Below are 15,978 nucleotides of genomic sequence, written 5' to 3' on the forward strand. Positions count from 1 at the left end.
TCTTCTCTCTCCCTCTGCCATTATTTGATGAGTTCTGTCGGGTTCATGCCGGTAAACTTCTTGAAAAGCGTGCTGAAATAAGGCACGTTTTTGTAGCCCACACGCTCCGCCACTTCATAGACGAGCATGTTTCTTTCCAGCAGCAGTTCTCTAGCTTTTTCAATACGCACGCGCGTTAAATAGGTATTGAACGTTTCACCGGTCATGTTTTTGAAAATAATCGACAGATGATTCCGCGAGATATACACCTTATCCGCCAAATCGGCAAGTGTCATATCATCTGCGTAATGCTCATGAATATATTGTGTCATGAAATCGACCGCTTGTCTGTGTTTACTGTTACCTTTCCATTGCCTGCTGTTGAAAATAACGGATATTTTGGACTCAAGCCATTCCCTTAATTGCCCGGGCAATGTCAATCCAACCATTTCTTTCACAATCTGATCATTCGGGAAAATATCATCGAGCACCATGCCGACCTCATAGAGGCAATAGGCAAAAATACCCCATAGCTCCCCAGCCAGCATTTGCACATAGTCCGGTGTTATCCCTTTTTGTTCCTTTAACTGATCAATATACTGCGCCACAAGCTGCTGTGCTTGCGATTCCTGTGAAGCCTTCATCGCACCGGCTAATTCAAAATAAAACTTGGCCGGTCGCATCACGAGCGTCCCCTGATCGTTTCTCATTTCCTCGCTATACACGAACAAGTCATAAGCCGAATCAACACGACGGTCCCGCAAATCGATCGCTCGAAACGCTTCCTCCGTCGAATCCGGCATTTCCGTCCAAGCTTCTTTGGTGCCGCCGATGCCCACACGAATGACCAGCTTCAAATAACTTTTGATGCAATCGATGAGCCTGATCCCCAGTTTGCTGAGCTTCTGCTCCAGCTCTTGCTGCGAACTGTCCGCTTGGGGATGAAGGATGAGCACAGCCCGCGATCCATGAAGCTCTACATATTCAATGGCCGGGAACGTTTCGCGCGCCACCTCGCAGACGATATTGCTAATCGCAAAACGGAACAAGCTCCAATCCGGCAGCGACAGGTCCGATGTTCGAACATCTCGAATCAGGTCAATACCAATGACGACATGCTTGCTCTCACACCAGAAGCGGTAAGGCTTTGGCAGCCGATCCTCATTCCGATAGGAGCTGTCCAGGGTTCCGGCAACCGCCGATTTCACCCATTCTTTTTCAATAAAAGGCTCGTACAGCATTAATTTCTGTTGAAGCTCGTCCTGCTTAATCCGCTTCTCTTCTTCTTCCATCAGCTCTCCGATGGCTTTGCCAAGAATCGTTTTTAATGTAGGAACGCTGATTGGCTTAGATAAATAATCACTCACATTGCAACGAAGCGCCTGCCTCGCATGCTCAAAATCCGAGTATCCGCTCAAAATAATAAACTTCCCGCCGAAGCCTTCTTTTCTTAGCTGCTCAATCATATCAAGGCCATTCATAACCGGCATATAGATATCCGTAATGACAATATCCGGGGCAGCCGTTCGAATGAGCTCCAGTCCGTCCTGCCCGTTGAGCGCTTCGCCAACCCAATCTGCGTCAAGCTCATCCCAAGGTATGGCTCGTTTCATTCCTTGAAGAACTTGGCGTTCATCATCAATGATCGCGATCTTCCACATAATGCCCGCCTCCTTAACTTCAACCTTTGTTTGATGATAACTGCTATATCATATAACATCAGCCCGGAACAGGCTTCTGTTCCAGGCTCCATTATTCCTATTTGATCTCATACCTCTATACTATCAATGCAAGCCCATCTTTGAAATGAGAGGATTGAACGATTTATTTTAAAATACAACGAACTACTCCGCTTTCTCCAGTTGATCCTTCACGGGTGGCTGAGCGAGACGGGGAAGCACGATGACGACACGCGTTCCTCCTTCTGGCCGTTCCTGCAGCGTAATGCCGTACTCGCCACCGAAATATCCCGCAATTCGCTCTCTGACATTGCGAATACCATAACCGCCTGTATGGCGTTTATGTTTCTTTTCCACCACTTGCTGAAGCCCGACTCCATTGTCATCAATGATAATCTGAATGTTATTCAACGAGTCCACCAGTCGAATTTGAATGTGACCTTGACGACGTGAGTTAAAGCCATGAACAATCGCATTTTCCACAAATGGCTGCAGTGTCAGCTTCGGGATGAACAGGTTGCGGAGGTCCGGAGACGCCTCGATGCCATACTCGAGCCCTGTTCGCCACCTCAGCTGCTGAATTTCCAAATAACACTCGATGTGCATAAGTTCCTCGCCAATCGTAATAAAGCTGTCCCCGTTCGAGAGGCCAATCCGAAACATACGTCCCATTAGCTCCAAAATACGGCTAATCTCATCCTGCCCCGCCTCAATCGCCATCCAATTCAGCTGATCCAGCGTATTGTAGAGGAAATGCGGGTTAATATTCGCCTGCAGCGCCTCAATTTCCGCCTTGCGCTGCTGTTCGTACCTGCGCTGCAAAGAGAGATATAACTCCTCGATTCGCTCGTTCTGTTTGCGGTATCCGGCGAACAAGTAGCCGAACTCATTTTGATAGTCGACTGGAAGCTCCACATTATTACCGCCTACGGAATAGACGCCCATTGCGCTCACGAGTTTCTTGATGGGCTTCGTGAACTGGCGGCTCAAAAAGTGCGTCAAAATCAGCGTTAGCAGGACAGCTGCAATACCAATGATGCCGATGACTTCGGCCAGCCTGATACTGCCTGCGGTAATTTGCTGCCAAGGTGTGATTTCAACCAGCGTCCAGGTAGAATCGAGCAGCTTCGAGTAAACCAAGAGGGAATCGCCCGCTTCGCTGCTGCCTTTGGTGCGCACAAAACCCGATTGCTTCTGTTTCACTCCGCCTTCCATCCATTTGGACAGTTCATTATGATCCGGGATCTGACCAATCTTTAGAAACTGCTCTCCCCGCGAGTCAATCATGATCCGGTTCGTCTCCGATGAATGCCCCGCCAGCAAACTTCTAATCTGATCCGCTTTCACGTGGATGACTAACACACCTAAGTATTTGTCGTCATACATTATTTTTCTGGCAAAACTCAGGACCGGCACATCGCCTTGAAAACTGGGAATTAAATGCTCGATCGACCATGTAAAATCATTGCCCGTCAACAGCGCTGACCATGACTGCTTATCCAAATCCGCCATGTCCCGGAACTGGATGTAGCTCTTGGCATCGCCCTCAAGCGGTCGGTTCATATACAAATCAATGCCTTGGATGAGCGGAATGGAATAAGTCAAGTTCGCAAGCGCCTTCTCAACGCCAATTGATCTCCGATAACGATCGAACTCATCTTGCTTATTAGCCAGGAAGGTAATGAGCTCGTTGTCGCGCGATGTAGATAAAGAGATTTGTTCAATGGTAACAAGCCTTGTCGTAATTTCGTTATTCAGCTCATCAAGCAGCTTCTGTTGATATTGAAACGTTGTTTGGGCAAGCTCTTTGGACGAAATGCTATAACTGGCCCATACGCTGCAAGCCAATACAACGATAATAAATCCGGCAAAACTGCGGAAAAACAGGTGATCGATTCTAAACTTTTTGAAAGGATTCGTCATGCGGTCTTCGCTCCCATTCAGTATCCGATTAGGCGAAAGAAACGGTAAAACAACGAAACTGCTTCGTCGCTTTACCGTTCTATGGCTTCCTTATTTGTTTTTCATCTTATCCTTTAATGCCCGTCGTTGCAATCCCTTCGACGAAGTACTTCTGCAGGAACATGAAGACCAGTGTGGCAGGCACAATTGAAACAAGCGACATCGCCAGCAGTTGGCCCCACTCTTGACCGGACTGGGAATCATTAATCATCCGAAGTGCCAGACCGACCGTATACTTATCGACCGAGTTAATATAGAGTAGATGCCCTAAGAAATCATCCCAGTTCCAAAGGAAGCAGAAAATCATGACCGTAACAATCGCCGGTTTCGTAAGCGGCATCACAATTCGCCAGTAAATACCGAACCAGGAGCAGCCGTCTATTTTCGCCGATTCATCCAGTTCTTTGGGAATACCGCGTACGAATTGGATGAGCAGGAAGACGAAGAACGTTCCACCCGCGCCGCTTGCGAGCAAATGAGGCACAATAAACGGCAGGTACGTATTCACCCAACCTAACTGATGGAACATCGCATACTGCGGAATGATGAGCACTTGCCCTGGAAGCATCAGCGTGACCATAAGCAGTGAGAACCAGAAGGTTTTGAGCGGGAAATTCAGTCTGCCGAAACCGAACGCGACAAGCGTGCTGGAGATAAATGTTACGGCAAGAACGGCAATTTCTAATCCGAACGTGTTGAGATAAAAGTCGGTAAACGAATGTCCCGGAACCGAATTCCAGCCTTTTACAAAATTGCTCCATTGCGGTGTGGTAGGAAATAGGTTCGGTGAACTCAATTCACTATTGGATTTGAGCGATGCGCCGATCCACCAAAGGACCGGATAAGCCATCAATAAGCTGAAGGCAATCATGAATAAGTGACGGACAGCTTGATTCCATTTGATCGTCATTTGCTCTTTTTACCTCCTGTATCGGTTTCGTAAAATACCCAGTATTTGGAGGTGCCCGCAATAATAGCCGCCACGATAACAATCATAATAAGCATGATCCAGGCCAGTGCAGATGAGTACCCCAATTGGTAACGGCTGAAGGCCCTCTCGTATAAGTACATGGCATAGACGTAAGTCGAGTTCATCGGACCGCCATTTGTGATGACGTAAGCCGACGTGAACATTTGAAACGCGTTAATGACACCCATAATCAAGTTGAAATATAAAGTTGGTGAGAGCATCGGCAGTGTAATTTTAAAAAATTGCACAAATCGGTTCGCTCCGTCTACCCCGGAAGCTTCATACAGATCATTTGGGATTTGTTTGAGTCCCGCCAGGAAAATAACCATCGAGGATCCGAATTGCCATACGGTTAATAAAATAAGCGTCCACAAGGCCGTACTCGGATTAGTAATCCAGCCAATTCCTTGGATGCCGAACTTCGCGAGGATTTCATTAAAAATACCATCGACGCCGAAAATGTTCCGCCACAGCAAGGATACCGCGATACTGCCCCCAATCAGGGACGGAAAATAAATGGCCGTACGGTAAGCGGAGATTCCTCTCATTGCTTTGTTCAGCAGTAAGGCGACTAGTAGAGCCGCTGCCAGCTTCAAAGGTACGGAGGCCAGCACGTAGAAAAACGTGATTTTTACGGATTGTAGAAACTTCGCGTCTGCCGTGAAGATTCTCTCATAGTTATGAAATCCGACCCAACTAATGGGTTCCATCAGCGTATAGTCAGTGAAGGAGTAGTACAACGATAAGAACATGGGATACGCTGTAAGCCCGAAAAATCCGAGCAGCCACGGTAAAATAAATAAATATCCCGCAATTGGCGCGTCCCAGCGACTTAGGAAAGAACGGCGTTTCTTCGTGCTCGCAGCGGCTTTCACGGCAACGGCTGTGGAACGATTCATGTAAGTTCACCTCTGCAGTTAGTCTGTTTAACTTGTATATCTCAAGTATAAAGGCTTGGCTTCAGGGACTAAATGAGAGGAATCATCGAATTCTTTTAAAATATCCCGAAAAGAGGGGGGAGCTTCCCGTTTCCCCCTTGCAATTAACGCCGATAACTCCTACTAAATCCCGCCTTCAGCCCCAATTTCGCACCAGGAACTGGAATTTCTACAGCTATTTCGAGCGAATCGGGGCACGATCTCACATTATCGCCGATTTAGATATAGTTTTTCCAGTTGTTTCCTTCCCAGCCTCTGCCTCGGTTATAATTTCCATATACCTCCAGATATGACGAAGAAGTTCGGTGCAGTTTTATCGGACCGTCAATATCTCCAAAATACCTTGCAAATAGCGAACATTTGTTCTATAATGGAAACAAGTGACGAAGCACGTCCCGATCCATTCCTACGAATGGGTACGGGGCGTTTTTTTATTTCCTCCAAAGGGGTTGTGAACATGACTTTTAATGAAGCACACGCAACATTTATTCACCAACATATCAATACCAGATCCGGAGAGCGCCGGGGCAGACTGGAAAGAGGGCACCAACATACCGAAATACTGTTTCTAAGGAACGTCTGGTGGCCTCTCAGGGGCAGCTTCAAAGATCTTCACCCTGAATACGAAGTACTGGATTGGCGGGGAAGATCTTATTTTGCAGACTTTGCTTGGCTGCTGCCGGGATACGTGAAGCTGATCTTTGAGATCAAGGGCTACGCTTCTCAAGTGCGGGACATGGACAGGCAAAAGTACTGCAACGAGTTGAATCGCGAGACGTTTCTTCATGCCATGGATTTCCATGTCATTTCCTTTGCTTATGACGATATCGAGCAGCGCCCAGACCTATGCATCACCTTGCTTCGTATGATGCTAAGCAAATATCAGCCCAGCCAAAGCCCCGTTTCACGCGCACAGCTTGCTGAAAAAGAGGTTATCCGACTAGCCATAGAGCAGTCGCGATCTCTACGCCCTTCTTATGGAGGAAGCAGGGAACGAATTGTCCGATACGAACTAGCTCGGGAGGCGATAGATTACTTTTGAAAGCTGCGCTCCTACTATTTGCCACTGAACCAACATCCGCATAAAAAAAGAAGCAGCCAAACACGCTGCTCCCTAACTGATCTCAATAAATCTTTCTCCCTAACGCATCCGCAATACCGCTTTTCCGGAAGAAATACGTGTTGATCATATCGCGCCATTCTTTTGCATGGGCGGCCTGCTCCGCGAGACGATCCGCTACCTGCTTATGCACCAGCTCGCCCACGCTTCCTTCCAGGCTAGCCCACTTAGCCACCAGCTGCTCAGCCCGCTCCACGCCTTCAAAATGTGTGTTATAAATATGCTGAATCACGGTTTGGCCGGAGTGCAGCACATGCGTATACGGCACTTGATGGAAAAACAGCAGCAGCTCATCCGGGCAGTTTTCAACCGACTCATAGATGTCGTAGTTCATGCCTTTGTACTGCGCAGCATAGCCTGTCCCCGTTGCTTTGGTTCGGTCGACGCCAATGCCATGACAATCCGCAAAGTGGTACGTCCCCCACTTCGAGTACTCGTAGCCGTCTACGTTCGGACCGTAGTGATGGTCTGGATTCACCATCCAGCCCACACCGAGTGGCGACGTATACGCTTCATAGATGCTCCATGAGTCCATGAGCATCCCCATAACCGCGCTCACCAGCTTCTCGTCCCCGCCAAGCGTCATGCGAATCCACTCTTCCGCGATCTCTTCCGCGGACAGCTCCGGATTCCACGCCAACCGGCCGTAGCCATACAGGTTCGCTTGCGCCAACAAATGGCCTGTCCAATTGGTGTCGTTTCCGATATTGGAGACAGCGGCAAAACCGCTGAATCGATTGCCGTACAGAGAACCATCGACAATACGTTTAATACTGGAGCCGTCACCTTTCGCGTAAGTCTCGAAATCAAGGACTTCTTTCCATTGTGGAACGAGGTAGCACAAATGGCGCTGCTGCCCGGTATATTCCTGTGTAATCTGGAATTCAATCATTTGATTCGTCGCTTCCATGGCGCCAATCAGCGGAGAAACAGGCTCCCGCACTTGGAAATCCATCGGGCCATTTTTCACCTGCAGAATGACATTATCCATGAATCTTCCATCCAGCGGTTTAAAATGATCATACGCCGCCCGCGCCCGATCGGTCGCCCGGTCACGCCAATCCTGCTTGCAGTTATAGACGAAGCAGCGCCAAATGACAATACCGCCGTAAGGCTTAAGCGCCTCCGCCAGCATATTCGAGCCGTCCGCATGATCGCGGTCATACGTAAACGGCCCTGGGCGGTTCTCCGAATCCGCCTTCACCAGGAAGCCGCCGAAATCCGGAATCGCGGCGTACACTTCTGCTGCTTTAACACACCACCATTCGCGTACAGCAGGATCAAGAGGATCAGCCGTTGATAGGCCGCCAATTTCAAGCGGACTGGCATAGTTGACGCTCAAGAACAGCTTGATGCCGTACGAACGGAATACACCTGCTACCCTAGCAACATCCGGCAGGTACTCACCAGTCAAAAACTTCGTTTCCCAGTGATGAACGTTCACATTGTTGATGGAAATCGCATTGAGCCCCGAAGAAGCCAGCAATCTTGCATAATCGCGAACGCGTGTCAGATCCGTTGTGATCCGGTTATTTTCAAAGAAAATTGACTTTCCTGCGTAGCCCCGTTCAATACTACCATCGATATTATCCCATTGATTTATCATACGCAGCATGTTCACTGGATTTTCAATAACATCTAACTTGTTCACGGATTTATGAGTGCTGATAAGTCGAAGCAGATGAAAGACGCCATACAAAACACCGGACGCTGACGAAGCACCGATAACTAGACTTCCGCTCGCTTGATCCGTCTTGATCGCAAACCCTTCAGGTTTAACAGCTGATCGAGTCCCTTCGTCAAAAGTGCGATCTATTAGCGCATTACCTCCGCCAAATGTGCCTAGTGCAATCACAACTCTGCCTTCGCCATTTTCAGAGACAGCAAGCTCTTTGCCTAGCATCTTGCTGATGCCGCGGGAGAGTTCTTGGACAGCCGATTGAATTGCTTCTTCCTTTTCCGTACAAACAATTCCGCTGTATCCGGCATATTGTTGAACCTCGCTCAGCGAAATCGGGTGGTATTCAAGCCAAGCCTGGTAGCCGGTTTGTTGTGTCGTTGTATCGCTCATGAGATAAATCTTCCTCTCCCTGTCATGATTATTCTAATATTTTTATGGATTACATCACTTCAAAAACCTGATCTTCCGAAATGAAATGTACGGGGAGACTCGGAAATAACGCGGCCACCATCTCCGCCAAATATTTCATGCCCGGTTCTTCGCTTTCCGCATGTCCGAGTGCAATGAAAGCCTTCTTCCTGCCTTGGTGCACAGCGTCACGCACATATTCCGGCGTTTCCCATTCGGGGCCTTCCCCGGCAATGATCACATCCACCTCTTCCTGAAAGAGAGGAATGGCCATGCCGCCTCCGCCTCTGTACCCCGCTAGCAGGCCGATGCGCGTGCAAATCATTGACCCGTCGCCGGCAACTCGCACGAAAGAGATACCCAGCTTATTTTTCACATATAGGGCAAGCTCCTTCACTGTTATTGACGGAATCGTCAGCAGCGTAGCCGCAGGTCTATTTTCCGTTACAAAGGGCGCCCATTCCAGGCTCTGAACTAAGCCGATCATGATCCCATCCGGCCGATATCGATGCCAATAATCATGGAAGCGGAAAATCGCAATCCCGGAATCCTCGATCAGCTTTTGCTTCGCTTGATAAACTGGATCATCTACGAGATGCCCTATTTGGTCATGATGATGATAAAAGGTGCCTTCATGCGTTATGAGCAAATTCACACCCTTTTCAACAGCCTTTTGAATAACATCATGGGTTGCCATGAACGTCGTCGCAATACCCTTCACTTCCATTGAGGGGTCACCCGACTTCAGCGTATCAACCGTTACCTCTAGCCGTCCAACCGGCTCCATTAACTGATTCAGGATATCTTGAACGTGAATCGCCATAACTATAAGTCCCCTTCCGCTCCCGAGTTACACAGCAAAAAAACAAGAGCCGGAACAGGCATGTCCCGGACTCGTTTTTGCCTTATTTTTCGTAGGCTTGTGCAGCCACTTTCAGTTGTTCAAAAGCTTGCTCCGGCGTTGATTTCCCGAAGCTCAGTTGATCGCGAACAAGCGGCCAATCTTTATCGATATAGTTCGTCCAGCCTTTCACGCCTGGATTCCAGGTTTGACCGTCTTTCTCGGTAGCGTGCAGGAGCGCAGATCCGATTTTATCAACCTCGCTCATACTGGACTCCAAGGATGCGGCAATGTCTTTATTTACTGGCAAACCGCGTACGGTTGTCAAAATTTTTGCAGCTTCCGGATCGTTGACGAACCAATCCACGAATTTTTTCGCCTCTTCCGCTTTCTTCGATGTTGCGGAAACACCCAAGTACAAGGATGGTTTCAACCAACCGCCCGCTTCAACCGTACGAGGCATTGTAACAAGTGCATAAGCGCCTTTTTTCAAGCTATCCCAAGAGCCATAGTTGCTGGAAAAGCCCATGCGGAACAAGATTTTACCGTTAACCATCAAATCCATTTTCGGATCAAACTCTTTATCAGAGGAGTTCACATCCGCAGGAGGCACGATGCCATTCTTACGCATCTCGTCAAAATTACGCGTCCACTCTAAGAAAGTAGCCTGGTCCACATTGAATTTCCCCGTATCCGATACGACCATGCCCTTGCCTTTTGCATATTGGAATGCGGAGTAAGCGAAGTAGTCACCGGCGTAATCCTTCGTGAAGTATTGACCTTCCGGAAGCTTCGTTTTTGCTTCTTTCGCAAGTGCGAAGAAATTATCCCATGACCAGCCGTTTTCCGGAGCTTTCAAACCAAGCTTATCCATAGCAGCTTTATCGTAGATCATCCCGTAGGCTACGGAACCTAAAGGCATCGCATACTGCTTGCCCCCAGCTTGTCCACCGGACAATACTTTTGTATCAATTTTGCTCACATCCACACCTGTCAGTGGCGCCAATTGATTGCGTCCCGCCCAATCCGAAATCCAACCTGGATCAAGCTGCATAATATCCGGCGCATTATTCGCAGCTGCTTGGGTAGACAGCTTGTCCAAATAGCCATCAATACCGGAATATTCAGGCTCAAAAGTAACGTTCGGGTGCTTTTCCGTGTACAATTTTAATGCAGCGAGTGTCGCTTCATGGCGAACCGTAGCCCCCCACCACATAATGCGTAATTTCACCGGCTCATTCGAAGCCGCAGCGGTTGTTGCTGTCGTTGTGCCTTGTGAATCTGCCTTGCTATTTGTATTGCCGCCGTTTGCACAGGCTACTAGAGACCCAGCCAACGCGGTCGCTAGCACAACGCCTAGAGAACGCTTCCATTTAATCATCGTGTGTAATCCCCCTACTTCGTCAGTGATGTTTTGCTTACATTTATAGTACCAATAGTGGATTAGGCTTTATATAAGAGAGATGCACGAATTATTTTAAATTTGCCCGATATTGATCAACATTATAGGCATCCTTCAATACTTATGCAAAGTTTAACATAATACGTTCGAGTAAATAAAAGGAATTCAAGTTCAAATGTGGAATAAGAGTAGTTATCAATTAATGAAACGATTAAACTCAAAATGTCCAGGAGGCTGTTTAGCATGAGATCAACGGGGATTGTAAGAAAAGTTGACGAGTTAGGGCGCATCGTATTGCCGATTGAGCTTCGGAGAACGCTGCACATTGATATTGGTGACGCAATTGAAGTCTATGTCGATCCGGAACGTATCACCTTGAAAAAGTATATGCCCGCTTGTGTATTCTGCGGTAATTTCGAGGATATGACCTATTTCAAAGGTAAAATGGTTTGTAGCTCCTGCGTTGAGGAAATCAATTAATAAAAGCCTCTGTCCGCTTAGCTGACTGTCATCAGCTGCTGCGGAGCAGAGGCAATTTTATTTATTTCACGTTGACGACCACTTGATTCGGACGGTAAACAGCTGATAATGCGCCTTCCCGATCTGTCGCGAACATAACGGTACGCTCCGACTCAAGTTCAAAGGCATAACTTCGGCCGGTAGCCGGATCTATCACTTCGATCGCTGTATCTACGCTGTACTCCGACACGAAAATATACAATGAACCTTGGGCAAAGCTCAACTTGCGTCCGTAAACGCCCGGCAGTTGCCCGCCTTTCACCCACGTCATTTCCTCTGATACGCCTGCTTCCGCCAATGCATAGTTGTACAACGCTTCTATGCTTTCACCGCGCTCATTTAATTCAACCGGCAGCGGACACCAGATGAGCTGCCCTTTGCCAAGCGCATAACGCCGTGTGGTTCCGTGCCCGGAGCTCCATCCGTTGTTCTCATCCTCACCTTCGGAGAGAGCGATCTCTTTGTTCGCTTGTGAAATTCGGGCGCCGCCGAAAGAGACAGGATACTGGCTACCGTTCAAGACCATCATTTCTTCCCGCAAAATGTTGCTTAGCACCGTTTCGCCAACCACGTCCGTCAGACGCGATACTGGCGTCCAGTATTCATTCAGTCCAAGCGGTCCTGTGAATAAAAGCGTTCCGCCATGCGTGCGCACATGCTGAGTCAGCTTTTCCAATGCTTCATCGCTGAAATTGTGAGCACTAGGAACAATAATCAGCTTGGGAGGATTGTGCTCCAAAGCATCCAATTGATACTCACCCATGCCACGGAAAGGCACATTCATTGAATACGCCAGCGTACGAGTAAGCTTGGAAGTGGCTTCGCCAGCTAATCTTCTGGTTGAAAAATCATTGGAGTAAGGGAAAATAGCCACGACTTCCTCCAACTGACGGTCCACAAACAAATCCCGAATACGGCCCATAAAAGCGCCGAAATCATAGGAAACATCCGCTTCCGGTTTCTCCGTGCCATCTGCTCGCAGCGCACCGATGTGCGATTCATTAATATTGTTCATATAGAAGTTAATATTCCAAATCCACTGCACAGCGCCCGCCCCACCCGTCGAAAAGGCATACGCATACTTGCGCTCCAGAATGTTCCGCAGCTCATGTTCCGAACGTTTTGCGCGTCCATCAGCTGTTTCTATATACATGATGCCGGTTTCCTGAATCAGGCTCGGCTTATCCGGCGCTTTGGAGAAAATACCGTCCCACACCAACTGATCCATTAGCCACCAGGTATGAACCGTCGTATAGTCCACTACTTCCGCATAGAAAAATGGTGATGGGCGCAGTGCACCAAGTCCCTCATCCTGACCGACCGTTGCCAAATGAGCAGGATTGATGCTGCGAATGGTCGCAATTAATTCACTAGCCCAGCGATTATGCATATCCATCGTAAAATACGTATAATCCAGCCATGGTCCGCCTTTTTTCTCCAGCATTTCGGTCGTCTTCATGTTCATTTCCGACACATCGGGAAGTTTTGCGCTTTGAAAATCAGGCAGTTCCATTGGCGTCATATTCCAACGCTCCTGCAGCTTGCGAATATCGCCGTGACGGTTTTCCAGCCATGCGGTGAACGCTGCTTTCTCAAATTTGTCCTGAGCGGATTGCGGCCCGGAAAATGGCTTATTCGGGTTAAACATGGACGGCTCATTGATCAAATCCCAATGGACATTCGTTGTTTCTTTATGGCGCGACACGATGGCCGAAATAAATCGCTTCTGAGCTTCCACGCTGCGCGGATCCAGATAAGGATTGACACCCTCCCACAGCTCCGGTGTAAAAGCGAAGAAATTAAACGTGACTTCGATGTTGTGCTTTTTACAAGTCAAAATGAAGGCATCAATGGCACGCAGCACTTCTTCATAGGGATGGCCATCGACGAACATCACTTGGCGCCATGCGGACCAAATCCCTGTACGCAGCAGGTTAATCCCTGCTTTGACCATTTGTGCGATATCCTTATCCCAGACTGATACGTTAGGCAGAAAAAGAAATTTCCGAGCCACATCGCTCGTCATATAGGTCATGCCAACGATCGGCAGCGGACGCCCATCTTTAATGAAATAGTCGCGATCGCAGGAAAGCGGTGTTCCTTCGCGCAGCAGCTCCGTATCATATCCCCAAAAACCCTGCTGGTAGAAACGCGTCTCTCCTGTATTGGCAATGGCTGTACAAACTGCCGAATAATATCCGGGCTCCAGATCGATCGGCACATTCATTTTTTTATAAGTCAGTTCGCGGGATGCCTCCATTTGAACCGAAGTTGACCATAACGGCTCCGAAACGCCGTCTTTCTTCACTTGAACATGGAATGTCCACGCCGTATTAGCCGAAACAGCTGCTTCGCGATTGGCAAGCGTTTGCAATTGGATGGTCAATGCCGCTCGGTCACCGGGATCATAACAGGCGTAATTCGGCTTGAACCAAATTTCGGTTACCCCCCGCGCCGTAAAGGCAGCCAAGTCCCTCAGCACTTCCGCTCCCCCTTGTGTCCAGAAGGCATCATCCGTCACCAAGTTGGCGAAAATCCAGCGTCCGCCTGCAAAATCACCCTTCGTGTTCTCCAGCAGCACGATTGGCGCTGCAACTTCGCGGCCTTCTGGAGAAATTCCCTTCAGCAGCGGCAAAAGGTGGGCGTCCATCGGTCCGCTCGAGCCAACCTGACCCGGATGATCATCCGCGCGAGTTACGTGAAGCGCCAGACCAACCGTTGGCTGCACTTGAAACAACACCTCTTTGCCGGCGAGCAAAGGCAGATCCGAATGAGCCGCATAACGGGCTATCGGTGCCGGGTCGATTGGAAGCACCTCGTGGATCTGCAAAAGCTGATGGTATCCGGTTTGCTCTGCTTCCACTGTCCATCCCTCGTTGCTTGGATAAACCGGCACTCGAAATGGCGCGCTTCCGAGATGAAGCAGGCCTTTCCCTCTGCGAACATGCGACATCACCGCTTCCCAAGCCGTTTTTGGAAAATACCGCCCATGGAGATGAAGGAAATTGTCAGCCGTACCTTGCAGTAGGGCTTCCGATAGCTCCTCGGCACCTACAATGCGGCCCAATTGTGCCAATGCTTCTAGGCTGCGGCTGTCCGGCCGAGTGCCTTCATAAGGAAACGCTGCATCATAAAAAATTACACAGTCACCCATTTTGAAACCTCCCGTTGTGTTGAGTATTATAATTTCGTTATTTTTGTTAGGCTAACACTTATTTCGACACCCCTACTGTAATCATTTTCAGTCTTGACGTCAATTCATTTTTATACGTAAACTTCCCAATATATTGACAATGTCTCTTTTTTAGTAAACAATGAGATTTGTTAGTTTTGTTATGTGAAAAATGATTTTAATTTAAGTAGGTGCAATCCTTGAGTAAAAAAGTTTCCATGCAGCAAATAGCAGATCGACTAGGACTATCTAAATACACCGTGTCCCAAGCGCTGTCCGGAAAATCAGGTGTAAGCGAGGAGAATCGGCTTCGTATTCAAGAAATGGCGAAAGCCATGGGATATCTCATCCAATCAGCAGCGCAGAACTCTGGAAGCCTGAATACTGAACCTGTGAGCGTTAACGGGCAAACGCCTTATATTCTGGTTTGGATTCAGGCCATTTATCAGCAAGATAATCCATTCTGGGGAAAAGTTCTCGCGGGGATCGGGGCGGCCAGCAAGGAGCTGGGCTTCGAGCATCTGATCATCCCTGTGCCGGCTCATCATAACGAACAACTGCAGATTCCTTCCTATGTGAATCCTGCCCACTGCGCGGGCCATCTTCTGGCAGGAACTTTTCCTACCCTTTCGGTCATCTCCCTCCAACAAACCGGGATTCCGCTCGTATTAATTGACCATTCCGAACCTCTAGTGGATGTCGATTGCGTTCTCAATAATAATTTGGACTCGGGTAAAATGGCCTGTCAACGTCTCCTCGCAGCCGGCTTGAAACGGCTTGTTTTCGTCGGCGATGATCAATTTGCCGTCAGCTTCAAGGAGCGCTTCTGGGGCTGCCGAATGGCCATGGAAGATTTAAGCAAACCGGATGAGGACTACTCTCTGAAGAAATGGAGCATTCCCTACCAGAGTCGACAGGTCCTGCAGTACCTGGAGCGCAAAGTTTTGGCTCTTTCACCTGAAAGCCTGCCCGAAGGCATTATCTGCGCTAACGATCAAATAGCTCTGGAGCTGATTCCCATACTGAAGCGCCAAGGTATCGATGTTCCGGGCCAGGTTAAGGTTATCGGGATTGATAATATTGATGCCTCCGCTTATGCGCATCCGCCTCTTAGCACCATTGAGCTTGCGAAAGAATCGCTCGGCATTCGAGCAGTGGAAACTCTCCTTTACAGGCTTAAATACCCGGGAAGACAAGCCGAGAAAATCATTCTCTCGTCCCGTTTCATCGCGCGAGATTCCGGTTAAACGAAAAAGGCATATAGCATGGGCTCCTAGAGCCGCTATACGCCTTTTTCTGTATTAAAA

Annotated in this window: 11 protein-coding genes; 3 read left to right on the forward strand and 8 right to left on the reverse strand. The window is 48.5% G+C overall.

Features of this window, described 5'->3' with window-relative positions; translation table 11 throughout:
• Positions 1-20: 20 nt before the first annotated feature.
• From ACUN27_RS29835 to ACUN27_RS29850, 4 genes are all read right to left on the reverse strand, one after another.
• Positions 21-1,640 carry a response regulator gene (locus ACUN27_RS29835; RefSeq protein ID WP_445560046.1) on the reverse strand — a complete coding sequence of 540 codons (1,620 nt, stop codon included), beginning with the start codon at positions 1,638-1,640 and terminating at the stop codon, positions 21-23.
• Positions 1,641-1,823: 183 nt separating this feature from the next.
• Positions 1,824-3,581 (reverse strand): cache domain-containing sensor histidine kinase, encoded by a 1,758-nt coding sequence (locus ACUN27_RS29840; protein ID WP_315955274.1) that lies wholly within the window; start codon positions 3,579-3,581, stop codon positions 1,824-1,826.
• A gap of 106 nt (positions 3,582-3,687) precedes the next feature.
• On the reverse strand, positions 3,688-4,530 hold the full coding sequence (locus ACUN27_RS29845) for a carbohydrate ABC transporter permease (protein ID WP_315955275.1): 843 nt from the start codon (positions 4,528-4,530) through the stop codon (positions 3,688-3,690).
• Positions 4,527-5,489: a carbohydrate ABC transporter permease gene (locus tag ACUN27_RS29850; RefSeq protein WP_315955276.1), complete on the reverse strand. Its 963-nt coding sequence runs from the start codon at positions 5,487-5,489 to the stop codon at positions 4,527-4,529. The genes ACUN27_RS29845 and ACUN27_RS29850 overlap by 4 nt, the downstream gene beginning before the upstream one ends.
• Before the next feature lie 496 nt (positions 5,490-5,985).
• Between ACUN27_RS29850 and ACUN27_RS29855 the strand changes: the two genes are divergently transcribed.
• The gene (locus ACUN27_RS29855) at positions 5,986-6,570 is read left to right on the forward strand and encodes a hypothetical protein (protein WP_445560047.1); all 585 of its coding nucleotides are present in this window, start codon (positions 5,986-5,988) and stop codon (positions 6,568-6,570) included.
• 82 nt (positions 6,571-6,652) lie between these two features.
• Here the strand turns inward: ACUN27_RS29855 and ACUN27_RS29860 are convergent, their stop codons facing one another.
• The 3 genes from ACUN27_RS29860 to ACUN27_RS29870 form a co-directional block, all read right to left on the reverse strand.
• Positions 6,653-8,719, reverse strand: a complete 2,067-nt coding sequence (locus tag ACUN27_RS29860; RefSeq protein ID WP_445560048.1) for an alpha-glucuronidase family glycosyl hydrolase — start codon at positions 8,717-8,719, stop codon at positions 6,653-6,655.
• 49 nt (positions 8,720-8,768) lie between these two features.
• Positions 8,769-9,560: a Nif3-like dinuclear metal center hexameric protein gene (locus ACUN27_RS29865; RefSeq protein WP_445560049.1), complete on the reverse strand. Its 792-nt coding sequence runs from the start codon at positions 9,558-9,560 to the stop codon at positions 8,769-8,771.
• 82 nt (positions 9,561-9,642) lie between these two features.
• A complete protein-coding gene (locus tag ACUN27_RS29870; protein ID WP_445560050.1) occupies positions 9,643-10,959 on the reverse strand; it encodes an ABC transporter substrate-binding protein in 1,317 nt (438 codons plus the stop codon).
• A gap of 264 nt (positions 10,960-11,223) precedes the next feature.
• On the opposite strand from ACUN27_RS29870, the gene ACUN27_RS29875 reads away from it, so the two are divergent.
• On the forward strand, positions 11,224-11,460 hold the full coding sequence (locus tag ACUN27_RS29875) for an AbrB/MazE/SpoVT family DNA-binding domain-containing protein (RefSeq protein ID WP_127457910.1): 237 nt from the start codon (positions 11,224-11,226) through the stop codon (positions 11,458-11,460).
• Between the two features lie 61 nt (positions 11,461-11,521).
• Here ACUN27_RS29875 and ACUN27_RS29880 read toward each other — a convergent pair whose 3' ends face one another.
• Positions 11,522-14,653 carry a beta-galactosidase gene (locus ACUN27_RS29880; protein ID WP_445560051.1) on the reverse strand — a complete coding sequence of 1,044 codons (3,132 nt, stop codon included), beginning with the start codon at positions 14,651-14,653 and terminating at the stop codon, positions 11,522-11,524.
• A 209-nt stretch (positions 14,654-14,862) separates the two neighbouring features.
• Between ACUN27_RS29880 and ACUN27_RS29885 the strand changes: the two genes are divergently transcribed.
• Positions 14,863-15,918, forward strand: coding sequence for a LacI family DNA-binding transcriptional regulator (locus ACUN27_RS29885; protein WP_315955282.1), 1,056 nt, complete (start codon positions 14,863-14,865; stop codon positions 15,916-15,918).
• Positions 15,919-15,978: the final 60 nt, after the last annotated feature.

This window comes from Paenibacillus sp. WC2504, assembly GCF_052682475.1.